General features: G+C 61.4%; 19 protein-coding genes. 9 read left to right on the top strand and 10 right to left on the bottom strand.

From position 1 onward, the window contains the following. The first annotated feature begins 1 nt into the window (after position 1). Positions 2-1,573 (top strand): family 43 glycosylhydrolase, encoded by a 1,572-nt coding sequence (locus tag SM755_RS21480; protein ID WP_323174477.1) that lies wholly within the window; start codon positions 2-4, stop codon positions 1,571-1,573. 589 nt (positions 1,574-2,162) lie between these two features. Here SM755_RS21480 and SM755_RS21475 read toward each other — a convergent pair. Continuing rightward, positions 2,163-2,984 carry an undecaprenyl-diphosphate phosphatase gene (locus SM755_RS21475; RefSeq protein ID WP_323174476.1) on the bottom strand — a complete coding sequence of 274 codons (822 nt, stop codon included), beginning with the start codon at positions 2,982-2,984 and terminating at the stop codon, positions 2,163-2,165. 207 nt (positions 2,985-3,191) lie between these two features. Here SM755_RS21475 and SM755_RS21470 point away from each other — a divergent pair, with 207 nt between their 5' ends. Beyond that, complete coding sequence (locus SM755_RS21470; protein ID WP_323174475.1) at positions 3,192-3,659, top strand: universal stress protein; 468 nt, start codon at positions 3,192-3,194, stop codon at positions 3,657-3,659. 136 nt (positions 3,660-3,795) lie between these two features. After that, positions 3,796-4,461: an HD domain-containing protein gene (locus tag SM755_RS21465; RefSeq protein ID WP_323174474.1), complete on the top strand. Its 666-nt coding sequence runs from the start codon at positions 3,796-3,798 to the stop codon at positions 4,459-4,461. A gap of 26 nt (positions 4,462-4,487) precedes the next feature. On the opposite strand, the gene SM755_RS21460 is transcribed toward SM755_RS21465, so the two are convergent. The 5 genes from SM755_RS21460 to SM755_RS21440 form a co-directional block, all read right to left on the bottom strand. After that, positions 4,488-5,504, bottom strand: coding sequence for an ABC transporter ATP-binding protein (locus SM755_RS21460; RefSeq protein ID WP_323174473.1), 1,017 nt, complete (start codon positions 5,502-5,504; stop codon positions 4,488-4,490). Between the two features lie 85 nt (positions 5,505-5,589). Next, positions 5,590-6,519: an ABC transporter permease subunit gene (locus tag SM755_RS21455; protein WP_323174472.1), complete on the bottom strand. Its 930-nt coding sequence runs from the start codon at positions 6,517-6,519 to the stop codon at positions 5,590-5,592. Position 6,520: 1 nt separating this feature from the next. Beyond that, positions 6,521-7,444 carry an ABC transporter permease gene (locus SM755_RS21450; protein ID WP_006667792.1) on the bottom strand — a complete coding sequence of 308 codons (924 nt, stop codon included), beginning with the start codon at positions 7,442-7,444 and terminating at the stop codon, positions 6,521-6,523. 9 nt (positions 7,445-7,453) lie between these two features. After that, positions 7,454-8,596 (bottom strand): extracellular solute-binding protein, encoded by a 1,143-nt coding sequence (locus SM755_RS21445; protein ID WP_323174471.1) that lies wholly within the window; start codon positions 8,594-8,596, stop codon positions 7,454-7,456. A 133-nt stretch (positions 8,597-8,729) separates the two neighbouring features. After that, positions 8,730-8,984, bottom strand: coding sequence for a glutathione S-transferase N-terminal domain-containing protein (locus tag SM755_RS21440; protein ID WP_323174470.1), 255 nt, complete (start codon positions 8,982-8,984; stop codon positions 8,730-8,732). Between the two features lie 305 nt (positions 8,985-9,289). Between SM755_RS21440 and SM755_RS21435 the strand changes: the two genes are divergently transcribed. Next, a complete protein-coding gene (locus SM755_RS21435; protein ID WP_323174469.1) occupies positions 9,290-9,535 on the top strand; it encodes a hypothetical protein in 246 nt (81 codons plus the stop codon). A gap of 250 nt (positions 9,536-9,785) precedes the next feature. Here SM755_RS21435 and SM755_RS21430 read toward each other — a convergent pair whose 3' ends face one another. Then, positions 9,786-11,390: an acetolactate synthase large subunit gene (locus tag SM755_RS21430; protein WP_323174468.1), complete on the bottom strand. Its 1,605-nt coding sequence runs from the start codon at positions 11,388-11,390 to the stop codon at positions 9,786-9,788. A gap of 362 nt (positions 11,391-11,752) precedes the next feature. Then, positions 11,753-12,202 carry a universal stress protein gene (locus tag SM755_RS21425; RefSeq protein ID WP_323174467.1) on the bottom strand — a complete coding sequence of 150 codons (450 nt, stop codon included), beginning with the start codon at positions 12,200-12,202 and terminating at the stop codon, positions 11,753-11,755. A gap of 444 nt (positions 12,203-12,646) precedes the next feature. Here SM755_RS21425 and SM755_RS21420 point away from each other — a divergent pair, with 444 nt between their 5' ends. Next, positions 12,647-15,115 (top strand): cbb3-type cytochrome c oxidase subunit I, encoded by a 2,469-nt coding sequence (locus SM755_RS21420; protein WP_323174466.1) that lies wholly within the window; start codon positions 12,647-12,649, stop codon positions 15,113-15,115. Between the two features lie 224 nt (positions 15,116-15,339). Here the strand turns inward: SM755_RS21420 and SM755_RS21415 are convergent, their stop codons facing one another. Next, the gene (locus tag SM755_RS21415) at positions 15,340-16,689 is read right to left on the bottom strand and encodes a hypothetical protein (RefSeq protein WP_323174465.1); all 1,350 of its coding nucleotides are present in this window, start codon (positions 16,687-16,689) and stop codon (positions 15,340-15,342) included. Then, positions 16,686-20,504: a DUF4350 domain-containing protein gene (locus tag SM755_RS21410; RefSeq protein ID WP_323174464.1), complete on the bottom strand. Its 3,819-nt coding sequence runs from the start codon at positions 20,502-20,504 to the stop codon at positions 16,686-16,688. The genes SM755_RS21415 and SM755_RS21410 overlap by 4 nt, the downstream gene beginning before the upstream one ends. A gap of 1,047 nt (positions 20,505-21,551) precedes the next feature. Between SM755_RS21410 and SM755_RS21405 the strand changes: the two genes are divergently transcribed. From SM755_RS21405 to SM755_RS21390, 4 genes are all read left to right on the top strand, one after another. Beyond that, complete coding sequence (locus SM755_RS21405; protein ID WP_006666871.1) at positions 21,552-22,394, top strand: ParA family protein; 843 nt, start codon at positions 21,552-21,554, stop codon at positions 22,392-22,394. After that, positions 22,391-23,035 (top strand): hypothetical protein, encoded by a 645-nt coding sequence (locus SM755_RS21400; protein WP_323174463.1) that lies wholly within the window; start codon positions 22,391-22,393, stop codon positions 23,033-23,035. Before SM755_RS21405 ends, SM755_RS21400 begins: the two co-directional genes overlap by 4 nt. A gap of 224 nt (positions 23,036-23,259) precedes the next feature. After that, the gene (locus SM755_RS21395; RefSeq protein ID WP_323174462.1) at positions 23,260-24,225 is read left to right on the top strand and encodes a transcription initiation factor IIB; all 966 of its coding nucleotides are present in this window, start codon (positions 23,260-23,262) and stop codon (positions 24,223-24,225) included. A gap of 344 nt (positions 24,226-24,569) precedes the next feature. Then, on the top strand, positions 24,570-25,340 hold the full coding sequence (locus tag SM755_RS21390; RefSeq protein WP_323174461.1) for an MOSC N-terminal beta barrel domain-containing protein: 771 nt from the start codon (positions 24,570-24,572) through the stop codon (positions 25,338-25,340). Position 25,341 lies beyond the last annotated feature (1 nt).

The raw sequence follows: 25,341 nt of genomic DNA, 5'->3' as shown, positions 1-25,341 counted from the left end.
GATGGTTGAGAATACCAATCGAAGCGATCCAAATAGACGAACAGTACTGCAGACACTCGGTGCCGGTACACTCGTTACGCTCGGCGTAAGCGGAGCGAGCGACGCTGTCGAAGCATCACCGGATAGCTCGACGCACTATCACAATGCACTGTACGGGCAGCACTTCCCCGATCCGACGATCCATCGAGACGAGAGCGGAACGTGGTGGGCCTACGGGACGAACATGGATCGCGACGACGGAGCGGATGACTCGGAAGAGCTATTGGTACCGATACTGCGCTCGGACGACCTTCACGACTGGACGTACGTCGGGGAGGCCTTCGACTCGCGACCTGGCTGGACGTACGGTTCGGTGTGGGCCCCGGACATCCACTACTACGACGGCGAGTGGGTGCTGTTTTACTCGCTGGAACCCCGACCCTGGGAGAGCGGCGAGTTCGGGATCGGACTCGCGAAGTCAGACACACCGGATGGGCCGTTTACCGACTACGGCCAGGTTCTCGGTGACGAGGAGACGGGTGGTGGCACCATCGACGGCTACTTCGTCGAGTACGGTGGGGCCCCGCACCTGTTCTGGGGGAGCTTCCAGGGGATCTACGTGGCGGAACTGACGGCCGACCTTCGGGACTGGAAGCCGGCAACGCGACAGCAAGTCGCTGGAGGGGCTTACGAGGGCTCCACCGTGTTCTATCGCGACGGCTACTGGTACCTATTCGTCGCGACGGGCACGTGCTGTGACGGGTACGCCAGTACCTACGAGGCCGAAGTCGGTCGGTCGGAGAGCTTCTTCGGTCCCTACACCGATCCGTCCGGAACGGATCTGCTGACCTACGACGAACACAACGCCGGTATCGCACAACTCACCGGAAACGATCGGTTTCCCGCCCCGGGACACGGCGACGTGACGGTCGACGATGCCGGCGACTACTGGTTCGTCTACCACGCCTACGACCGAGACGACGCCGAGTTCATCGACGGCGTCCCCGCTCGCCAGTTCTTCCTCGACCGCCTCGAGTGGACCGACGATGGGTGGCCGGTCATCGGCGGCGATAAGACGCCGAGTCTGCAGTCACCGTTGCCGAACGCTGGCGATGCAGGGACGGGCGCAGTCCCGAACGGAATCTACCGGATCGAGAACGTCAACAGTGGGAAACCGATGGCAGTCACCGCTGCCGGCACCGACGATGGCGACACCGTCGAGCAGTCGTCGTACGACGGCGGGGCACACCAGCACTGGTGGGTCGAGCACGTCGGCGGGGAAGAGTACCGCCTGATGAACCAAAACAGCTGGAAGGCCCTCGACGTGCCGGATGGATCGCTCGACGATGGCGAGCGGCTCACTCAGTGGGCATGGTGGACCGGCACGATGCAAAAATGGCGGTTTATCGAAAACGGCGACGGGACCGTCCGAATCGAGAACCAAAACAGCGGTGCCGTCCTCGACGTCGCCGATGCATCGATGGCCGATGGGGCCGATATCATCCAGTGGTCGTGGAACGGTGGAGATCAGCAACGCTGGACGCTGTCGCTGGTTGAGACCCTCGAGCCGATCGACGACGGACGACCCTGGTAAACCGGTACAATTCGCGAACTGTTCGTTGCTGACCATCATCAAGAACTGCACACGCCGGACGGCCGCGCCGACGGCCGGTGCCAGAACGGCCGTCCGTCTCCGATCGACGACGGACGTTTCAGACCACGGGCGCGTCGACAATCGCGGTCGCTGACCGGCTATCGAGCGTCGTTCGACACCGCCAAAACGATCCAAAACGAGTGTCCGTACTGAACTCGTTGAGCAAGGTAGTGGTCCATAGTTTCCCACATATTAAACAATAGTGCTCGTGAGAGAGACGTTCTACAATGAGACGGCATTTCCGCTTTTGAATGCCGTATTAGGGATTATAGAGGAGATACAGGCTAGTATGCCGAGATCCAGACAGTTATTTGACACCAGTACTACAGAACGGAGATATTCGGCGAATATCGGAGTCCCAGAGATATTCACTACAATCTGCGAGCAGTCAGACTGATCATCGCGATGACTGCAAGAAACCAAGTATTGTATATTATCCACAAGAACAAGGACTCTAGATATTTCGAATTCCTACCGGTATCCCGAAAGCGTTCGGGGGGACGGACGAGGGCTCGAAAGAGGCGATTGATCAGGCGAGCACCGAAACGATACCGCCGCCGACGATGGCGAGTCCACCCAGTCCGAAGCAGACGGTCGAAAAGGCGATGCGATCGACGACGCGGATGAGCGTATCAATCATGACGTACCCGACGAATGCGCTAACGACGACGGCCGTCCCCGCTGCGGTAGGGCTGATTCCGGGGAGCCCGCCGGCACTGGCAACGGTGAGCGCCGCCCCACCGAGACTGGCCGGAATCGACAGGAGAAAAGAGAGGCGAAACGCGTCCGGCGGGTTATATCTGCGAAACAGGAGCGTGCTCGTCGTGACCCCGGAGCGGGAAATCCCGGGAAGGATAGCGACGCCCTGAACGGCGCCAACCAGCACCGAGTCGAGTAGCGTCGGGTTCTCACGAACGCCCATCGAGACGGACTCCGACGTGTACTGGAGAACTCCCGTAAGGAGGAGAAGGACACCGATGATCGTAATGAACGCGCCGCCGGTGAGCTGCCCCGCGAGATCAACGGCAAAGAGATAGAGCGGGATGCCGACGATTCCGGTCATCAGACACGCGATAACGAGATACGACGTAATCGCGTTCTCTCCCTGATAGGCAACACGGGGATGCCAGCCGGAGAGCGAGTGAAACGCGGTCTCGAGATCCTCTCGGTAGTAGGTTGCGGCGGAAACGGTCGTTCCGATTTGGAAGAAAAGCGCAAGCTGAAGCGCCGTATCTGGATCAACGTCCATCAGTGTCAGAACCAACGCCAGATTCCCCTGGCTCGAAACGGGGAGCCACTCGACGATTCCCTGCACGATACCGGCAACGATGGCGACGATGAATTCCTTCATGCTGATCGAGTTCCGAAAGCGTCCGACTGTCCGGGTTGTTCTCGTGCGGATCTAGGGGGAACAGTGTTCTTAGTGGTGCCGATCCGGACTGTCAGTATCGGAAGAACAGTATCGATACGCCATCCACCTTCGACCATCAATATTGATACTCGAAACAGAGTAAATATATGAAAAGACATTTGCATCCGCTATCCCTTGGCTAGGCAAATGGGTGCAGCGTCGATGAATCCGACCCTCGATACCATCGTTCTCGGAGTTGGCGAAGCCGATAGGTCCAGAAGTGAGACGCTCGTTGACGCCGTCGAAGAACTGGCGCGTCCGACCGATGCCCGCGTCGTCTTCGTCCATATCTTCGACACGAAGTCCTACAAGGAGACGGTCGAACACGTGCTCGATCACGAGACCGGTCGTGTCGATCCGAACGAACTTGCCGACCAGATGTCCGTGATTCGTGAGATGAAAGAGCAACTGTCGGACGAGATTCAGTATGAGACCCGGGCTGCAACGCGGAAGAAGGGCGACGGAATCGTTGCGATCGCCGAAGACGTCGACGCCGACCGCGTCGTTGTCGGCGGACACCGACGGTCGCCGTCCAGCAAGGCCATCCTCGGGAGTACGGTCCAGACGGTGCTGCTGAACGCGCCGTGTCCCGTCACGTTCGTCCGCGACACCTGAACTCTCGAGCAAACAGAACTCGTCGGTCGCGACGGTCTCCGAAAGCGATCCGTAGCCGAGTTCAGCTCGGTTCGGACCGTTATCTGAGCACTCCATAATCACTATAGTATCTAGACGGAGACTACTCACGCAAGCTATGGGACAGGAATTGGCCCCGCTCGCTCGCGAGTTGTCGCTGCCCTACTACGAATCGGCGCTGCCGGCGCACGATCGGTACCACGCCAATCGAGTTCGGACCCTCTCGCTTCGGTTAGCAAACGAGTGCGAGGAACCCGTCGATAGGGCGGTCCTCGCCGCGGCGGCGTGGTTACATGACATCGGTCGCCCGCTGGAACGGACGGGCGAGATCGACGATCACGACGAGTGGGCCGCAACGGAGGCGGCGGCACTTCTCGGGACCGAAGCGGTCTCGGCCGAGCGAATCGAGGCGGTCACGCACTGTATCCGCACCCACAGTATTCGAGCGAGTTCACCGACGCCGGAGACGATCGAAGCGAAACTGCTCTTCGATGCGGACAAGTTGGAGGCGACCGGCGCGCGCGGTCTCGTGCGGTTGGCCTGTATCATCGGCGAGCGATCGGGGAGAGCGGGCGAACGATACGCGGTGATCGAGAAGGCGTCTGTTTCGGAGTTGGAGACGCCGGACTGTCCGGACGTAACGCTCCTTCGGGAGTGGGCGAGAGAACGGCTGGATCGGTTGTACACGTCGCCCGGCCGGTCCCTCGGACGGTCCCGCTGGCAGTTTATGACCGAGTTCTTCGCGCAGTTCGAGCGCGAGATGGGTATCGAGGGCGAAGCGTAACGGAAACCACAGAACCGACACCAAACTCACTCGAGAACGTGAACGCTGGTATCGTCGATCGAGAGCGAGACCGTCTCTCCGGTCCGGTACGTTTCGGCGGCATCAGCGTGCAACGCCACCGTCGTGTCGTCGGGGAGCGTCGCCGTTAGTTGCGTCCGATCGCCGAGGTACGTCGCGCTCGTCACCTCGGCGTCGATCGGCCCCTCTCGCTCGAACTCGAATGCTTCGGGCCGTACTGCGACCGTAACTGTACCGTTCGTCGCGGCCGCGACCTCGAGTTCGGCGAATCCGAAATCGACGCGGCCGTCTTCGGCAACCCCGGTGAGCAGGGTCGAGTTTCCGATGAAGTTCGCAACGAAGGCGTTTGCGGGGTGGCGGTAGATCGCCGACGGGGTCCCGACTTGTTCGACGGTCCCCGCGTTCAACACGGCGATCCGATCGCACATCGCCATCGCTTCCTCCTGATCGTGGGTCACGTAGATTGCAGTGACGCCGAGGTCGGCGAGGAGGTCGCGGATTTCCGTTCGAAGGCGGGCCTTGAGCGCTGCGTCGAGTCCGGTCATCGGCTCGTCGAGCAAGAGGACGTGGGGTTCGATCGCGAGCGCTCGTGCGAGCCCGACGCGTTGCTGTTGCCCGCCCGAGAGCGTCGTGGGCCGGCGGTCAGCCAGCGCGGCGATGTCGAGCATCTCGAGCAACGCGCTCGCTCTCTCGCGGCGCTCGCGCTGGGGAACGTCTCGCATTTTCAGTCCGAACGCGACGTTTTCGCGAACGGTCATGGTATCGAAGAGCGCGTACGACTGGAACACGAGGCCGACGTGTCGCTCTTCCGGCGGGACGTGTGTTACATCGACGCCGTCGAAACGAACTCGGCCGCGCGTCGGCGTCTCGAAGCCTGCGATGGTCCGGAGCGTCGTCGTCTTCCCGCAGCCCGACGGGCCGACGATCCCGAGGATCTCTCCGTCACGAATCGTCAGGTCGATGCCGTCGACGGCCAGCTCGTCGCCGTACCGTTTGGTCAGCGACTCGAGCGTGACTTCGCTCATACAGTATCACCGCCGACACGGCCGGGTTCCGAAAACGGTCGGTGAACGGTTCGGTTGAAATATCGGCTACTGGTATTCGTGTGTCTCATTGGTCTCGAATAGTTGTGAATCCTCGATTGCCGATTAGCTGGAGCACGGCGATGGCGGAGACGACGAGCAGGAAGTACACCGAAACCGCCGCCGCCTGCTGCATATACGTCGCATTCGAAGTATTGCGATAGAGGAAGACCGCAAACGGATCCGGACTACCGCTTACCACCATGAACGTGAAATTGAACTCCGCGGCCGCGAGCGTCCAGGTGATAATACAGCCCGCGAGGATGCCCTGCTTCGCGTGCGGAACGATGACCGTGAGAAACGTCCGCGGCCACGAGGCACCGAGCGATCGGGCGCTCTCCTCTAAGCGAACGAGGTCCATCGACTGAAACGAACTCTGCACCGTCAGCACCATGTACGGTGATTTGAGCAAGCAGTAGCCGGCGATCAGGCCCAGGGCGGAGCGGCCGTGGTTCGGATACGTCTGCACGAAGGCGAGTCCGAGAACCACGCCCGGAACGAGGGGTACAATCGCGAGCGTATTGAGCCAGTTTCGAGCGTAGAACTCGTATCGCGTGAGCGCGTACGCGATCGGGACGCCGATGACGACGTTCAGTATCATCCCGCCGGTCGCGATCGCGAGGCTGAACGCGAGCCCCGGAACCACGGCCATTTGATCGTCTCCCAATCCGAGTACGTCGCGCCAATGCTCGAAGGTTACAAATCCTCGCGGAAGGATTCCCGTTGCCGTCTCCGCGAACGAGGAAACGAACGTCACGACGACCGGGACGCTGAGAACGAGGACGACGAGTGTGACGATCCCGAGAACGAGTGGTCGACCGACTCGGGTCGAAAGCGCTGGTCGCGACGGTGTCCACGCTTCGACTGTCGTCTCGACGCTTCCGCCATCAGTCCGCGAGTTCGGCTCGACGCCGACACCGGATCGCGACCTGCGTTGGGGCTCCGCGTCGTCGCTCATATTAGAGAGTCACCGTGTCGGTCCTGACGAACCGGAGCCCAACGAACGTGAACGCGACGATGAAGACGACGTAGACGAGGCCGATTGCAGCTGCCACGTCGGGTCTGTACGTCCCGACGCTGATCTCGCGCTGGATCTGCAGCGTGATGACGTAATGGCTCTGGAGGAGCAACACCGTGCCGAAGATCGCCAGTCCGGAGCGGAACGTCAGGATCGTTGCGGCGGCGATCCCAGGGCGGATTTCGGGCAGCGTCACGCGGTAGAACGTCTCCCAACGGCTCGCGCCGAGCGATCGAGCGGCTTCCTCGGCTTGCGTGTTGACCTCGGCATAGGTCCCCCGCAACACCATCGTTGCTCGCGGCACGAGCGAGTAGACGTAGCCGAGGAACAGCCCCGTAATGGCCGTTGCACTCGCGAGGTCGATCGCGCTCGTTCCGGTGACGGCCGCAATCGCGTTCGTTACCAGTCCCTGTCGGCCGAGCATCGCGATGACCAAGATCGCGACGATAATCCCAGGCAGTGCGATCGGAAACGACACCGCTGCGACGACTACACGCTCGAACGGGAGATCGTATTTCTCGAGGACGTGTGCGACCGCGACGCCGAGGACGACGCTGACGACCGTTGCCAGTCCGACGAACCAGACCGTGTTCCACGCAACCCGCCGATACGTCGGCTCCGTCAGCAGCGTCCGCCACGCGTCGAGCGACCAGCCCTCGATCCAGATCACGTCCGCCGCGACGCTCATTCGAACGAGCATCGCCAGCGGAACGAACCCTGCGACGGTCGCGAGCGCGAAAAACGGCAGGCACATGATCGCGATTCGCCGCCGCTCTCGCTCGCGCTCCGTGGTCGGTCTGGCGGTCGTCGCCGCGAAAACTGCGACTCGACGCACCGACGCCGCCGTCGATTCGCGGACGGACATACTGCGATCTCACTGGGCCCCCGGAAGCGGCGTTCGATCGACCAGTTCAGCCTGGATATCGTCCTGCTTCGAGACGAGTTCTTCCTGATCGACCGTAAACTGCGCCGCCTCGTAGGCCGACTGCGGAGGGAACTCGTCGGGCTGGTCGAGTTCGGCCGCTCGAATCGGCCGAACGTAGGCGTCGAAGAACAGTTCCTGGCAGTCGAGCGTCAACACGTAGTCCATGAACAGTTTCGCCGCCTCGGGGTTGGGGGCGTTGCGAAGCAGCGCGTACCCGTACGGAACGCTCATCGCGCCCGGCTCGCCGTCCGGTCCCGTGAGGATGGCGACGTCGAGTTGGTCCTCGTTGAACTCGTCGTTGTTGTACGTCAGGTTCAGGCCGGTATAGTCGTACTCGACGACCGTCGAGATTTCGCCGCTGGTCATCGGCCCCTCGACGTTTCGGCGGAAATCGGCCCCGTGGTCGGCGATCGCCTCGTGGTACTCGATCACCGGGTCGAGATCGTCCAGGTCGCCGCCGTACGCGCTGTTGACCGACAGCGCCGACGCCTGCCCGTTCGCCGTGTGTGGCGGCGTGAACGCGAGGTCCTGGGCGATATCGGGATGCTTGAGATCCTCCCACGTCTCCGGCGGTTCCAGCCCCCGCTTCTCGTACACGTCGGTCCGGTAGGTTACCGCGGTCGTCATCTGTCGCGTCGCGGTCACGTGACCGTTGTCGGTTTTGAGGTCATCGGGTACCTGGTCCCAGTTCGCCGGTTTGTAATCCGTCGTCAAGTCGTCGTTCATGGCTTCGAGACCGAACGAATACCCGCCGTTGTACGCCGAGTGGGTCGGGTTCTGGGCGTTCGCTCGCATATCGTCGAGCGCTTCGCCGGACGACCCCTGTGCATCGTAGAGGGAAACGCCATATTCGTCCTCGAAGGCCTCCATGACGGCGTCCCAGTTCGACCACCCGGTTTGGACGCAGTACAGTTGGAGTTCACCGGGAAACGCGGCCGAATCGATGCTCGTCTCGTACTCACCGTAGCCGACCGTGTGTTGCTCCCCGCCGGTATTGCCGAGACTGCTCAGACACCCCGCCATCGCGAGCGAACTCATCGCGACTCCGGTCTGAAGGATCGATCGCCGCGTTGGCCCGTTTGAATCGGACATAGTCAGGTCACTCGGGTGAAAATAGTAACAAGTTGCTATGTTCGGAATAGTGTCCACAATAGAACGATATATCGATACCGAACGGACAGCGTAGGTATTGAGTTCGGCGGGAGATGCGCCTGTGTTCGGCTCGCTAGTCGTAGTGTTTGCCGAGGTATTCGATAATGTCGTCGCTCTCGTATATTTCGACACCCCGTCGATGATCGACCAAAAACGGGATTTGGTCCTCTCCGCCGATGTTCTCCATCTCGTCCAGCGTCTGTTGATTGCGAAGGTCTCCACCCGACGTACGCGGGTTGTGAATAACGTATGAAACACCGAGTTCCATCAGTTTCTCGCGCACGTTCCCGCTATACGGACAGTCCTCGGCTTGGTAGAGTTCGAGCATCGCACGTAGTGAGTCACCCGAATCGGTGAAAAAGATACGCCGGGAAGAATCAGGTGGGACGGTAGAAGAGACCTATCGTGGGGTTCGCAGCCGCGGCTGAACGCGGTCGACGCCGGGTTCGGCGGCGTAGAAATCTACTCCGTTTCGTATCGATCGGGACGAGCGACGAGCGGCCGGACAACAATCTCGAGAGCAAGATCGGAACGACGATCACAATCACGGAACGGGACTGAAACGCTTACGGCTGTTCTCATACTGTCCGCAACACGACAACGTATATTAGTATCACATTCTTTTAAACAATTATGGCTACCAATCAGGCGGACGTGCAATCTCACACGGAGGAAAAGCGGCCGGAGATCCCCTTCGCAGCCCTCGTCATCCAAGTAACTCTTGCAGCAATGACCGTCTTCATGCTGCTCGGGTGGAGTCACTTCACACTTAACGCGATACTCGATTCGAACCAGACGGTTACAGCGTACGTCTCGTGGCTCCCTATCGTGATTGCAACGGGCGCAACCGCCTACCTGATCAGCCGTCTGTACGAGTGAGCACTACTACAACGATAGTAGCCACTGAAAGTCAGTGCACACCTGATCGTGCGACAGCGATACGATCAGTGTGTAAATCGCTTCAGTTGTTACTATATCACAGACCGCATCAAGCGCCCGACGGAAAAACGCCGACCGAGGGGAGCCAGAACAAGACGTTTCCGGACGCGTATAGTACTGATATTTCTTCTATCCTATATCGAAAATGTATACTGAAGTCGTCTACTTCACTTGTGAGCCAAAGCGGAGGTCAGCCGCCGGACTCCGAACGGGAGGCATCCAAGCGCAACTCGATCAGCGTCAACTCGTCCGACGGAACCGCGTCGGCGAACGCGCGCTCAACCTCGTCCCACGTCTCGGGACGACGCGCTTCGATGCCGAAGCTCTCGGCGAACGCCACGAAGTCGGGGTTGGTGAGCGACGTTCCCGTGTACTCGCCGCGGTGATCGACCTGCTGGGCGGAGATGAGCCCGTAGTCGTCGTCGGTGAAGACGACGATCGTGAACTCGCAGTCGAGTCGGGTCGCGGTCTCGATCTCCGCGGCGTTCATCAGAAAGCCGCCATCGCCGGTCCCCGCGACCACGTTCGTATCGACGGCGAGGTCGGCGGCGAGCGCCCCGGGAACGGCGATTCCCATGCTGGCCAGTCCGTTCGAGATCACGCACGTATTGGGTTCGTAGGTCGGGTAGTTCTGTGCGATTTCGAGTTTATGGTGGCCAACGTCGGAGATGAGTATGTCCTCGTCGGCCAGCGCCTCACGGAGCAGTGGGAGCGCGTTCGTGACGGTAACGGGATCGGTCGCGTCGGGGGGAGCAGTAACGTCCTCGAGGATTCGGTCGTGGCGATCCGCACACCACAGCGAACAGGCCGCCGCCGAGAGGTGGTCACCGATCGCTTCGAGCGATGCACCGACATCCGCGACGATCTCCACATCGGGATTGTAGTGGCGGTACACCTCGGCGGGCTCGTGGTCGACGTGGACGATCGCTGTCTCGAGATCGGGGTTCCACGCCGCCGGGTCGTGCTCGGCGATGTCGTAGCCGACGGTGACGACGCAGTCGGCCAGTTCGATCGCGCTCGCTGCTTCATCGTCCGGCCCGGAGTCGAGGGTCAGCAGCGAGGCGGGCTCGCGGTCTGAGATCGCCCCCTTGCCCATGTACGTGGCGACGACCGGGATATTCAGGCGGTCGACGAACGCACGCAGCCGATCCGACGCCCGAGTTCGTACCGCGCCGTTGCCCGCGAGAAGAATCGGGCGCTCGGCGTCTTCGATCACGTTCGCCGCTCGGACCGCCGATTCGGTATCCGGGTCCGGACGGCGCACCTGTTGACGTGCGAGGATCGGACTCGCGTCGATCGGTTCGCTGGCGACGTCCTCGGGGAACTCGAGGTGGGTTGCCCCCGGCTTCTCGTACTCGGCGAGTTTGAATGCCTTGCGGATCGACTCGGGGACGACCTCGGGCGCGGCGATCTGGGCGTTCCACTCGACGATCGGTTCGAAGATGTCGACCACGTCGAGCGCCTGGTGACTCTCCTTGTGGAGGCGCTCGCGGCCGCCCTGACCGGTGATCGCGACGACCGGGCTCTTGTCGAGTTGGGCGTCAGCGACGCCGGTAACGAGGTTCGTCGCACCGGGTCCAAGCGTCGAGAGACAGACGCCCGCCTCGCCGGTGAGCCGCCCGTGTACGTCCGCCATGAACGCCGCTCCCTGTTCGTGGCGGGTCGGCACGAACGTGATCGAGGACTCCCGCAACGAAAACAGCAGCGCCTCGATTTCCTCGCCCGGCAGCCCGTAGACGTACTCGACGCCCTCCGCTTCGAGGCACGCGACGAGGAGGTCGGCTGCGGTCGGCATGATCGCTCACTCCGAGGGGGAACTGATGTCCGCGGTGTGCTCGTCGTCTCTCGTTCCCATCTCGATTGCCTCAATGGTGCCTTCGTCGGTTCTCAACGTGCTAGTTGCCATTGCCATACCGTCCATTCCGAGTGCCAAAGAGCCACACCCGGCGAATGAACCGTCACAGCCGTCTCGGTGAGCAGCGCACCGATACTGCTCCGATCTACGGTGTACAACACGGCGCACTTCACCCAGCGTGTATAATAGCTCGATCACGCACCACAATACCAGGCGGAACCGATGTGATCACCCGCCGTTTCGAACTCGATTGGTCGTAACGGCACGTGGACCGAGTTCGTCCAGTCGAGACCGCCGTGTGCCTAGTCGGCGGTCGGCGTTCCTTCTCGAATGACCGTCACTGAGCCGGGTGATCGGCGGACGACCCGTTGCGCGACGCTTCCGAGCAGGAACCGCCGGAACCCGCGTCGACCGTGGCTGCCGAGGACGATGTGATCGACATCGTGATCCTCGGCGTCGGTGATGATCGTCTCGGCGACCGTTCCGACCTCGATCGCCGTCGTGATTTCCGCGTCGTATTCGGCGGCAATTTCCGTTGCGGCCGCGATAACCTCGTTGGCGGTTTCTTGTGACCGTTCGAAGGCCTTTTCCGCGGAGAAGATGCCGTCGATACCGTCCGAACCGGCCCACTGACGAGGATCGTTCACGTACAAGACACGAATCGCTGCGTCGTCGTACGTCGAGAGCGAGTGGCGCAATGCGGCGGTCGCCTGTGGCGAGTCGTCGAACGCGACGAGGATCGTGGATGGCATATGTCTTTCATGGCGAACCAGCGGTAAAGCGTTCTACTCACGACGGGTGAACAGACACGATCCGTGAGAAATACCACGGTAGGTCTGCAGGCATCACTTCAACGCGACTGCACGACCCGCTCACGTCTCAAACTGGCCCAACTATATACTGACACGTAGCTGGTGCCTAGTTATTCGTATCATCTGTTCCCACCCCTGAACGGGGACCATCTTGAGAGGATGGAGCGCATACGCTTCCCAACGCTCGTATTCCGAATGAGAGACGAAGTCGTCAGAATCCGCTTATTGGGCAGTTCCGACGCACCGACTGTGCTCCCTGAGAGCCCAACGGGGTGTTATATAGCTCTCTATCACGGGTATGTTGGTGATGACCCGTGCTCGTGTGTGGTCCAAAGCGAACCGCTGGGAGGGGCACCGGGATGAGAAACGAGCGAGGGGGTGTCGATGAGTGAACTCCCGCCGCGGACGACCATCAAGCGATGGCTGGTCACGACCAACCACAAAGATATCGGGATTCTCTACCTCATAACATCATTATTCTTGATCGTCGTCGGCGGCGTGCTGGCGATACTATTCCGTATCCAGATGTGGGAATCGGGCGGGATCGGTCTGCTTGATCCAACCCAGTTCAATCAGGCGGTGTCCGTCCACGGGCTTGTGATGATCTTCTGGGTTATCTCCCCCCTCGGCATCGCGTTCGCAAACTACGTCGTCCCGTTGCAGATCGGCACTCAGGACCTTGCGTTTCCACGGTTGAACGCGCTGAGTTACTGGTTTTATGCGTTTTCGGCACTACTGCTCATTCTCTCGTTCTTTCAGGATGCAACGTGGTCCAGCGGCTGGTATATGTACGCACCGCTCAACGTACCGATTTACAATCCGGCCCAAGAGATGACTGCGGGCGGGACCGCAGCGGTCCTCGCGCTGACGCTGTTCGTTATGTCGGTCACGCTCGGATCAGTGAACTTTCTTACAACTATTCATCGGTGCCGCGCTGAAGGAATGGGATTGTGGAATATGCCGCTGTTCACATGGGCGACCCTACTGACCGTGTGGATGATGCTATTCGCCTTTGCGTCGCTGCTCGCTGCACTCTTGCTCTTGATTAGCGACCGTATTTTCCTCACCCAGTACTTCGCGACGAACCAGGGATCGGGGCTATTATGGGCACATCTATTCTGGTTTTTCGGCCATCCGGAGGTGTATATCGTCTTCTTCCCTGCATTGGGCATCATGCTCGAAACGTTTCAGACGTTCACCGGGCGTCGCCTCGTCGGACGGAAATGGATCATCATCGCGATGGTGCTAGTGGCCGTCCAGTCCTTCCTGGTCTGGATGCACCACATGTTCCTGACGACGATCAATCTCGAAATCAAGACGTTGTATATGGCGACGAGTATTGGAATCTCACTCCCGTTCGACTTGATCGTCTTCTCACTCATTTACACCATGATCAAGGGACGAGTTCGGTTTACGACACCGTTCCTGTTTAATCTCGGTGCACTGGTCCTGTTCATCCTCGGAGGGATCACGGGGGTCTTCCTCGGTGCGGTCGTACTTGATTACCAGTTCCGGGGGACCTACTGGGTTGTCGCTCACTTTCACTACGTGATGGTTGCCGGAATTACCGCGCTGATCGGCGGAATCTTCTACTGGTGGCCGAAGATCACCGGAAAGATGTACGACGAAACGTTGGGAAAACTTAGCTTCGTAGTCTACTTCATCGGCTTTAACGTCCTCTATTTCCCGATGTTTCTCGTGTGGGAGACGCCACGGCGCGTCTTCGAATTTAATACGGCGTTTACGGTCTATCATCGAGTGGCGACCGTGGGGGCACTGATCCTCGGTGCGTCCTATCTCATTATCTTCTACACGCTCGGTAAAAGCCTGCTCACCGGTCCGGATGCGCCCGGCAATCCGTGGACGTTCTCGCGGACCGCGGAGTGGGCGACGACCTCTCCGCCGCCGCTCGAAAACTGGCCGAACAGACCCAGTTACAGCAGTGGGTCCCTCGAGTTCGTCGACGATACAACGACTACATCGGACGGCGGCACAGTATCGGACGGCGGCGCGGTCGAACAGGCCGACTCGCTCGAGTCGGAGCACGCCGATCACGGGAGCATTTGGCCGTTCGGAATCGGAGCCGGGATGTTCGTGACGTTCCTCGGAGTCTCGGGGCTCACGCCGTGGGTCGTCGATTTCGCCACCGCGCGCGGCGCAGATATTTCCGAAACCGGCTCGCCGGACTTCATCCATCCAGTGCTCGTACTCGTTGGTATCGGGATCTTGGGATACACGCTCTTCGAATACGGACGCGAGCAGTTCGACGCGCCCGAGATGGCTATTGCCGAACGATGGCCGGTCGAGGGCATCGGGACGACGAAACTCGGCGTCTGGTTCTTCATCGCATCGGACGTGCTCGTCTTCGGGGCTGTCATCGGGGCATATATCTTCTTGCGGCTGCACGCCGGCTGGAACGAGTTCGAAACGGTCCCGCCCTCCGCAACTATCGGGCTGCTCAACACCTACATCCTGCTCACCTCGAGCTTTACTGTCGTCCTCGCACTGGAGATGGCCGGGAGAAAAAACGAACGCGGATTACTGGCCGCATTGGGAGCGACGGTACTGCTCGGGCTCACGTTCCTCAGTATCAAGGGGTACGAGTGGGGACAAGAGTTCGCCCACGGGATCTATTGGTTCTCCGAACTCCAGTACTCGATTTACTTCGTGACGACCGGCCTCCACGCGTTCCACGTGATCCTCGGCCTCCTCATCGCGGGATTCATGATCTACCGCATCGTGACGCTCGGTGCCTATCTCGAGGATCACCGGCCGGTGGAGTACTTCGGCATCTACTGGCACTTCGTCGATATCGTCTGGGTGGTCCTCTTTCCGTTATTCTATCTCATGTAGGATTTCGGGTCGAATTTGCGGACTGAATCGCAGGTGCACCACATCAAAACAAAACGGAAACCGGTCGGCCGGAGCCGCGCTCAAACAGGAGTCAGTAGCGACCGCGGGCCGGCTGGGTCGCTCGAATCGGCTTCGGCTCTCCTCATACGGACTGCTGTAAGTCATTTCCGGCGCAACCGCGCCCGTCCTACGGTTGCGCCGGTAAATCGTTACAACAGACCGTATCACGCACCGGAAGGCAGGTCGTCGATCGAAACGTCACCCTCAACCAGGCGGTCCGGGACGGCGAACGTTTGGGTAACGGCGTCGCCGACGAGATCGCCGCCGACGGTCGCGCCGCCAGTGAGTCGAACCGTCTCTGCAGTCGCGAACGACACCGATCCGTCGACGGTCGCCCCGCCGCGGGCCTCGAACGTTTCGAGTTCAGCGCCGACCGTCACGGTGCCGACGGTCGAGCCGCCGGTCAGTTTGATCCGAGAGGCGGTGTTCTCGACGGCGAGTTCACCGATCGAGCCGGAGCCGGCAACCGTTACGTCGCCGATGTCGGCCGCCTCGACGCTGCCGTCGACGGCCGCGTTCCCTCGAACCGTGAGCGTCTCGGCGGAGTCGACGGCCACGGCTTCAGTGGTCCCGCTGCCTCGGAGCGCGATGTCACCGCGAACGTCGCCGCCGACGAGGATCCGATCGACGGTGGCTGCGCCGCGAACGACCACATCACCGCCGGCATCGCCCGCGATGAGAACGTCGCCGTCGATCCGCGTATCGCCGGCGAGGACGATATCGCCCTCGACGTCGCCGTAGACGACAACGTCATCGTCGACGGCCTCGCTCCGGAACCGAAGCTCGTCGACGTCCTCGCCGCGGTCGTCGGGGATCTCGGAATCGGACGAGTTCGTCGTGAACTCGGTCACGACCGTCTCGTTGGCCGCCACGGTTACTGTTGTCGTCTCGGTTTCGGTGCCGTTGCTAGTGAGCGCGCGGAGATCGTAGGTGCCCGGTTCCACGCCGTCGATCGAGACCGAGCCGTCGGCACCGACCAGCCCCGTTCGGTCGGGTCCGAACGCGTCGTCGCCGGTTACGGTTACCCACGTCCCTTCCGGAAGCGGTTCGCCGGTGTCGTCCGTGACGAGCGCATCGATTGCACCCGTCGCCGCCGACTCGACTTCAAACGTCGTTTCGGCCTCGCTCTCGCGAGCCGCGATATCCACGCGTTCGGTCGCCGTCGCGCCGTCTTTCGCCGTCACGGTGACGGTATACGTTCCCGATTCGGGAACGGGTATCGAAGCGGTGCCCGCGGCGTCGGTCGTCACGAGTTCGACCGCGTCGGTCGGGCCGTCGAGTTCGGCGACGACGGTCGTCTCCGCGAGTGCGCCACCGCCATCGCCGTCGAGGATCGTTGCGGCGAGGACGGGTCCCGCATCGGGGGACGATCCGACGGGTGACGGGTCTGCGGCGTCGGGCGCAGGTGAACTCGCGCCGGTAGCGAGAACTGCCGGAACGACGGGTGCGACGGCGACGGTGCCAGCGATCAGGACGAGGAGGGCTGTGAACGTCCAGCGGCGTTGCGCGCTCATGGTGCGATCACCCGATGTTCCCGTTCCCACGCAAGTACGGCAGCGTCGAGCGTCTCGCGGTCGATGCGGCCGGCGGACCAGTCCTCGATAGCCCCGTCGACTGCGGGGCGAATGATGAATCCCTCGTCATTGGCGAGGAGTTCGAGATACGCCCGTTGTTGAGGATCGAGATGGCCGAACGCGTCGTCACCGACCGGCGAGAACAGCGGATACGAACGATCGAACGTGCTCGTCACCGGCAGTGCCGCCTCGCCGGCGAGATTGTTGACGGTGTCGACGATTCGGTCGTCGTTGAGTCGGAGGTCGGAGCCGAGGCCGGCGGCGACGGCGTCGAGGTTTGCGCGGTGGTCGGCGCTCGCCGCCGTCGAGCCGACGAGGATCACCGCACCGCCGTCGTCGCGGAACTCGCGGAGTGCGTCGAGTTCAGCCTCGGTGTAGGCCCGCCCCGGTGCGGTGAGGAACACGGCGGTCGGCTCGTCCGCCTCGGGAAGGGTAGTCACGACATCGTTGAACTGCCTGAGCCGAGCGCCGATACCTTCGATGAAGCGGAGGAAGTACTGCATCCGCTCCAGCGAAAGCGAGCCAGACACGTCGAACTGGGCGTGTCCGCCCTCGACGAGGAAGTCGCCGTCGTTGTGCGAGAGGTATCGCGCGAGGTTCGTGACCAGCGGGAAGTTGCCGTAGCCGCCGGTGTCGACCGGGAATCCCTCCAGTTCCTCGTAGGCCTCGTTGAACAGCAGTCCGCCGATCATCGCGATGCGATTGTCGTGATCGACCCCGATCAGGGGCGCTTCGTCGTACGCGTCGACGCTGCCGCCGGAAAGCGGTTCTTGATCGGCATCCGGACCGGCTGCGACGGGAACGCGGTCGGCCGCGAGCGGCCCGGAGTCGGTCGTGATGCTGGACGCTCGCGGGACGTACACCTCCTCGACGGGATCGTTGCGGTGCTCGGGGACCGCGTCGAAGTCGGCCGCGGACCAGACGCCGCGCCCGTCGGCGAGCGCGGCCTCCTCGACGGCCGCGAACTCGTCGTGGCGGCCGAATCCGGACGAGTAGACGCGGGCGTATCCCTCCGCGACCATCTGCCGGTTGTACTCGACCGAGTACTCGCCCGTCCCGGGATCGGCGTCGAAATCGTCCGGGTCGTAGTGCATGTACCCGAGCAGCCGTCCGTAGTTGCCCCGGATCGGCTCGACGTCGTCGAAGGTGAGCTTGATCCGCCGTCCCTCGATGTCGGTGTCGCCCGTGTCGGTGCCGTCGGGCGTCATCACGTCGAGGGCGAACGCGGTCGCGTTCTCACCCCACTCGTTTAAGTGCTCGATATCCTCGACGCCGAACCACTCGTGGATTTCGTTGGAAACGCCCCCCGTCTCGGCCGTATCGAACCCGAGGTGGCGGACCACATCCCGGTAGTCGTACTCGCTGTCGAACTCCACCTCGACGGTGTCGCCGTCGAACACGCGCACGACGCGGCCGTAGTACTCCTCGCCCGGATCGAACTCGATGCCGATCGACTCCTCGCGCTCCGCGAAGTAGTCGAACGCGGTGTTGAGATTCGTCGTCTCGATGTCGAACTCGCCGTCGCCGTCGTTCACCTGATCCGAATTGAACCGGAAATCGAGATCGAGCGCGTCCGCGATGGCGTTCAGGTTTGCCGTTTCGTCGTAGCCGGTCTCGGAATTGCCCTGGCCGCCGAAGTCGGACTCGTCGAACAAGAAGAGCGCGCCGCCGTCGGCGACGAACGCCTCGAGTTCGTCGAGTTCGGGCTGCGAGAACGTGGTCGACGGCGAGGAGACGACCAGTCCGTCGGCCTCGTCGAGACCGGGTGCGCCCACGCCGTCGAACACGTCGAACCCGTCGTTGAAGTTCGCGGTCGTGGGAACAAACGCAACGCCGTCGTTGTGCGTCTCGTCCTCGACCTGGTCTGCGTTGAACCGGAAGGCGGCGTCGAGTTCAGCGGCGATGTCGTTGAGCGTCGCCGTCTCCTCGTTGGTAAACTCCGATTCGTCCAGGAGGAACACCGCGCCGCCGCCGGCGACGTGAGCCGAGAGCGCGTCGAGTTCCGACTCAGAATAGTCCTCGCCGGGCGAGGGAATGACGACGGCGTCGGCGGCGTCGATGGTCGCGCCGTCCGCCGATCCGTCGAAGAACTCGAACGCGTCGTTGACGTTCGTCGTCCGGAGCACGAACGGGGCCCAGTCGCTGTGTTCGTCGTCGACGACCTGGTCCGAATTGAACCGAAAGTCGAGGTCGAGCGCCGCCGCGAGGTCGTTCAGGGCGTCGGTCGCGTGACCGTCGTAATCGGCCTCGTCGTGGATGAATACGGCACCGCCGTCGGCGACGAACGCCTCGAGCGCGTCGCGTTCGGCCGCCGAAAACGCCTCCCCGGGCGTCGTGATCATCACGAGATCCGCCTCGTCGAGGTCGGCCGCGAGGTCGTCGGTCGCTCCCACGTCGAAGCCGCGGTTCGACGCGAGCGTCTCGAGTTCGGCGTAGTCGTCGAGCGTCAGTGCCTGCCCGTGACTCTCGTCGTAGTAGACGGTCCCCGGCCCGTCGAGTCGATCCTCCCAGGCGGTCACGAGGAACTCGCGGGTGGCGTCGACGTCGCTCTCGTCGGTCGCAAGCGGCGCGCCGATTCCGACGACGGCTCCGTCGACCGCAACCAGCGGAATGTCCGCATCGACGCCGGCGTAGCTGACGAATCCGTCGTCGTTTTCGTCGACGTTCTCCGCGGTCGACTCGGCCCAGACGGCGACGAGCGAGTCGTCGGTGAGCGGCTCACCGTCCGCATCGAGCAGGCTCGCCGTCGAGAAGAACTCGAGTTCGTCGATCCCGCCGCCGTCGCTTCCGAGCAAGTCCTCGGTCGCCTCGAAGTCGTAGCCGTCGTCCTCGACGGCGGCCGCGAACTCGCCGAACGAGGAGGAATCGTAGTAGCTGTCGTGGGCGTCGTCCCACAGAATCGTGCCGCTCTCGCCGATCGTCTCGGACAGCAAGTTGCGCACGAACTGCTCGTTGGACTCGGTGAGATCACCGTCCTGGAGCAGTTCCGGCGTCCCGAATCCGACGACTGCCTCGTCTCGGGAAACGAGCGGAATCGCTTCGTCCTCCCCGTAGAGGTACGATGCCGAATCGCCCGCGTCGTCGACGTTCTCCGCAGTCGGCTCCGCCCAGACGAGCACATGAGCGGGGTCGGTGAGCGGCCCGCCACCCGCGGCGACCTGACTCGCCGTCGAGGGGAACAGCAGTTGCGCGCCGCCCAGAATATCGGTCGTCGACCGCAACTCGTAGCCCGCGTTTGCGGCGTACTGCTCGAAGGAGTGGTAGTGCTCGAGGGCGAGTTCGTGAAACTGATCGTGGCTCTCGTCCCACAGGACCGTCCCCCCGCCGCCGATTTTGGCGTCGAAAAGATTGAGCATGAACTCCTCGTTCCCAACGTCGAAACCGCCCTGATCGTCGCTGATGAACTCGACCGTACCGAGCCCGACGACGGAGCCGTCTTCGGAGACGAGCGGAATATCGTTGGTCTCGTAGACGACTGTCGACGGGCCATCGTCCGTCGTCTCGAAGTTGTACGCGGTCGGCTCCGCCCAGACGACAACAGTCTCGTCGTCGCTGAGTTCGCTCTCGCCGTCCGGTGCGATCTGACTCGCTGCAGAGTAAAACGACAGCGCCTCGATACCCGGTTCGGCGGCCGATGTCCCGACAGCAGGCCGAGTGCCGATCCCGGTGAGGGCCGTGCCGACCGCCGTTCCAGTTACCGCCATGAAGTTGCGACGCCCGACCGTGGATCGTCGCTCCGTGGGGTTTTCTCCCATGACAAGTGACGACTATTTCCAGTAGTTAAGTGTATATATTTCTACTATGTACCGCTCGCCAGAGAACAGGTCACAGATGGACTGCGGTTGCACAGCGTGCGACTTCGCTCCGATAGTAAACGGCCAGCTGAACTCGTTCGAGAGATTCAGGTCGGCGGTCGCAGTCGCCAGCGTATCGCGAGACTGAACAAGCGACCTAATCAGACGAATTTGTTGGGTAGACCAATCAGATAGGCTAACTAACAAACTTCTCTAGAAGGTCCAATACACAAAGCCGTCAACGGACGCGACGAGACGACACAGAAGACGAACTCGACCGAACACCATCCAAGCGGCCGTCGAACGATTCTATTCGAAATACCTACCGGCAAGAACGCTACTCGGTGGCGTTCTCCGGAGCGACCGTTCGGTTTTACTGCCGTCTGTACGCAGTTAACCGGCAAGGCCTATTGGTTAGACTATCTAAAAAGCCTAACTATCAGAGAACACCGATCGTATCGACCGGCAAGATCGGTCAGTCAGCCATACCGCCATCACCCCCCGGTTGGCCACGAGGAGCGTGCGTTGTCCGGAAAGATAACCAACGAATCGAGCTGGCAAGGAGTACCCACTATTTCAGCCGAAACGGTTTTTCAATAAGGGCATCGAAGTAGCCTAATCGATAGATCTAATCAATAGGACTAACCGATAGAACTAACTCAATGAGTCAGTTTAGCAGGATAATTCACCAGCCAAGCCGGTTGCCCTATCCAGACAGTTCTCAAAGAGCGGGCGCGTTCGCAAAGAGACCCGGCACACCATACTGGCAGAGATAGCACGGTAGATTATCCAGGTGGACCTACCGAGTGAACCAACTGGCTAGCCTATCTCATTAGCCTAACGAGTTCAACACCGACGTCCGTCGGCCGAGACGAGTCGTCTCGTCCGCGAGCCGCGCTGCAGCACAGTTCCCGCCGATACCCGATTAGACCAACTAGTTATGCTAACCGAATGGCCTAACTAAACCATATACCGGAGAATTATAGTCGGGGAGACTAACTGGTTCGTATGCTCACCTATACGACCTACTCGGAGGCCGGCGGCGTCGGCAAGACGACAGTGGGTGCGGCCCTGCTCGAGGCCCACGCGGCCCACGGGCTCGACGTGCTCGCGATCGACATGGACCAGCAAAACGGCTCGCTCACCTACCTCCTCGATGTCGATGCACCCCGAGACGACAGCCAGGCCGATAACATCGTTCGACACCTGATCGATCGACCGAAGGGATCGCTGGAGGACCTCGTGTTCGAGACGGAACACGGGTTCGACCTCCTGCCGAGTCACAACATGCTCGAGAATCTCGAGGACTTGCTCAATCGCGCACAGCGGATGGCCGACGATCTCGGTGAAGGCGACGAGTTCGATCCGTACGATCGGCTCCGCCAGGTGCTCATGGACGCCGGGATCCCACAGGAATACGACGTGATCGTCATCGACCCACCGGCGACCGCCGGCCCGCACCTCTACAACGCCGTCTCGGCGACCCGAAGTCTGGTTATCCCGGTCGAACCGACCGGGAAGGGCATGCAAAGCGTCATCGGACTCGAAGAACTCGTCGACGGGCTTGAGGAACGACTCGAAGCCGAAATCGGCGTTCTCTCCGCAGTTCCGAACGGCGTGGGACGAACGACCGACCAGGAACGGTATCTGGAGGAAGTTCGAGAGCGCGGCTATCCCGCGCCCGTTGCACTCCGGGAACGATCGTCGCTCTTCGAAGGCTGTTGGGACCAACAATGCACGCCGGCCCACTACGTCGAGACGCACCGATCTCGCACGCGGGATCACGAGATGGAGACGCTCGAGAAGATCGACCAGTTGGCAGGACGCATCGAGGAGGTGGGCGGGCTATGAAGAAAGGGTCCGGCAGCGATCCGTTTGCCGAGCCCGAACCAGCGTCCGAACCGGAACCTGACACGAACGAGAACGAGGGCGAGGATGAGGACGAAACCGACAGCGAAACCGAAGGGACCCACCGCGACGAACCCGGAGAACGCGACGCTGAAACGAGTTCGAACGCACGGCCGAACGAAGACGAGGATACAGAGACGGAAAGCGCCGAACTCGAGACGACGTTCGACGAAACGGCGTCCGCGGACGATTCGAAGGCAACGGCGGCGGAGCACCAGTCGTCCGAGAGAGAAGCCAGCGTTGAATCGGAGCAGAACTCGTCGGAGACGGAGACCAATGCGCAAACGCAATCGCGATCCCAAAACGCAATCGTCGACGAGCCGCCGCAGGCGGGAGCCGCCGATGGGGGCGTACCCTGGGTGTACGTTCGCGATAACGTCAAGCAAGACCGGGAGATGGTCCAGTTCTACCTCCGGGACTACGTGGTCGACGCGGAAGACGAGTTCGTCGACGCGGTGAGCGACGAACTCGGGACGGACGTCTCGAAGACCGACGTTCGAGAGGCAGCGTACGAGGCAGCGATGTACAACGTCGAGGACGTGGTCGAGCGACTGGAAGCCTGGGGATTCGAGTCGAGAGACTGACCGAGGCGTATTCGGTATCGCGGCTTGAACGCCTTCGTACCCGAACTCGAACGGCGATAAATCAAAATTCGCGTCGTACCGGCGCTCCGGAGACGGTCGCGAGACCCTCTGCGGAGACGATGACTCACCTGCTCGCCGCTGCTTTCAAAGCGGACGGTCGGCAATGATGGTCGTCAGCAGATCGCACCAAGTGTTTAACTCTCGTGAGGCATTTTGTACGTATAGTGAAACGCCTAACTCGGCAGAAAGATCAGGACACGCAATCGAAACAAGAGACTACTGAGCGAGAGGGAACTCAGACCTGTCCCGAATGCGAGTCGAGTTCACTCACGCGAAGTCCGGACGAGAGCGAAATCAGTTGCGAAGCCTGTGGATTGATTATCGAGGAAGAGGTGATCGACCGCGGGCCGGAATGGCGAGCGTTCAACGCGGCGGAACGAGACAGTAAATCCCGCGTCGGTGCCCCGACGACCCAGACGATGCACGATAAGGGGTTGACGACCACGATCGACTGGAAAAACAAAGACGCCTACGGCCGCTCGCTGTCCTCGGACAAGCGATCGCAGATGAACCGGCTGCGAAAATGGCAAGAACGGATCCGGACGAAAGACGCCGGCGAACGAAACCTGCAGTTCGCCCTCTCCGAAACCGACCGGATGGCCTCCGCACTGGGCGTCCCGCGCTCCGTTCGAGAGGTCGCGAGCGTTCTCTACCGGCGCGCACTCGATGAGGATCTGATCCGCGGCCGCTCGATCGAGGGCGTTGCCACGAGCACGTTGTACGCAGCCTGTCGAATGGAAGGGATACCACGATCGCTGGACGAAGTCGCTGCAGTGTCGCGCGTTAATCGCATGGAAATCGGCCGCACATATCGGTACATCTCGCAAGAACTCGGTCTCGAGATGGAGCCCGTAAACCCGAAAAAATACGTGCCGCGGTTCTGTTCGGAACTCGACCTTCCAGAAGAGGTGCAGGCAAAAGCCAACGAAATCATCGATACGACGGCCGAACAGGGAATGCTATCCGGAAAATCCCCGACGGGATACGCCGCGGCCGCGATCTATGCGAGTGCGCTGCTTTGTAACGAGAAGAAGACGCAGAAAGAGGTCGCCGACGTTGCCCAGGTGACCGAGGTCACCATTCGGAACCGATACCAGGAACAGATCAGCGCGATGGGGCTTCCCAACTAACGCGCTGCGTCGATCCCTCACGCGAAATGTCAGTCAGTCGTCGGCAGCTCAGGTTGGCGGACTCGGAGCCGCCGATTCGGCCGGCGATACCGCAGTTTGAACTCGCAGGCGGCGAGGACGGTTCAGTCGAGAAAGACACCCGATCGAACTGCCACACCCGCCCGATAGCGAGGTGTTCGAGGTACCCGAGGCCCCCTTTCTCAGTGCCGAGCAGCGACCGAAGCCAATCGCCGACCGAAATGGGAAGAGTGATTTCAGCGGAAACGACGTGCTCTTTCATCGACGGTCGCCGCAACACGACCGCCACAGAAACGAATATCGGGTTCGACGGGAGATATCAATCAATGGCAACGCTCGAACGACTCACCGTATTTCCGGTGAAGGGACTCGACGGGATTGATCTCGATTCGACAGCCGTTCTCGACGGCGGCACCCTCCGGTACGACCGCGAGTTCGTCTTGGTCGACACCGACGGAGACGTGATTAACGGCAAGCGGACCGACCGCGTCCACGAACTCGAGACCGATTTCGATCCGGCGGCGAGGAAGATGACGGTCGAAACGGCCGACGGCGACGAACGACGGTTCGATCTCGAGAGTGAGCGCGAACGGGTTGAGGAGTGGTTCAGCGACTATTTCGGGATGGAACTCGTTCTGGAACGGGACGAGTCACTGGGGTTCGTCGACCGCCGCGAGATGGGGCCGTCGCTTATCAGCACGGCCACGCTTCGGACGGTCTCCTCGTGGTTCGACGAGATGACGGTCGAGGGAGCGCGACGCCGTATGCGGGCGAACGTGGAGGTTTCAGGCGTTCCGGCGTTCTGGGAGGATCGGTTCGTCGGCGACGACGCCCCGGCATTAGAGATCGGCGACAGCCGCTTCGAGGGCGTCACGCCGTGTGGCCGGTGCGTGGTTCCCCAGCGCGATCCCGATACCGGCGACCCGATCCCGGAATTTCGGACGCGATTCGTCCGAAATCGCCGAGAACGGTTTCCGGAGTGGGCCGACGAGGACGCCTTCGATCACTACTACACGCTGATGGTCATCACCCGAGTTCCCGAGGTCGATCGAGGGAAAACGCTCCGCATCGGCGATCCGGTCGAAACGATCGAGTGAT

It is taken from the genome of Natrialba sp. PRR66, assembly GCF_034808065.1.
Taxonomy (GTDB): domain Archaea; phylum Halobacteriota; class Halobacteria; order Halobacteriales; family Natrialbaceae; genus Natrialba; species Natrialba aegyptia.
Note: the sequence above shows the minus strand (reverse complement) of the source record. Positions and strands in the feature narration are given on the sequence as shown.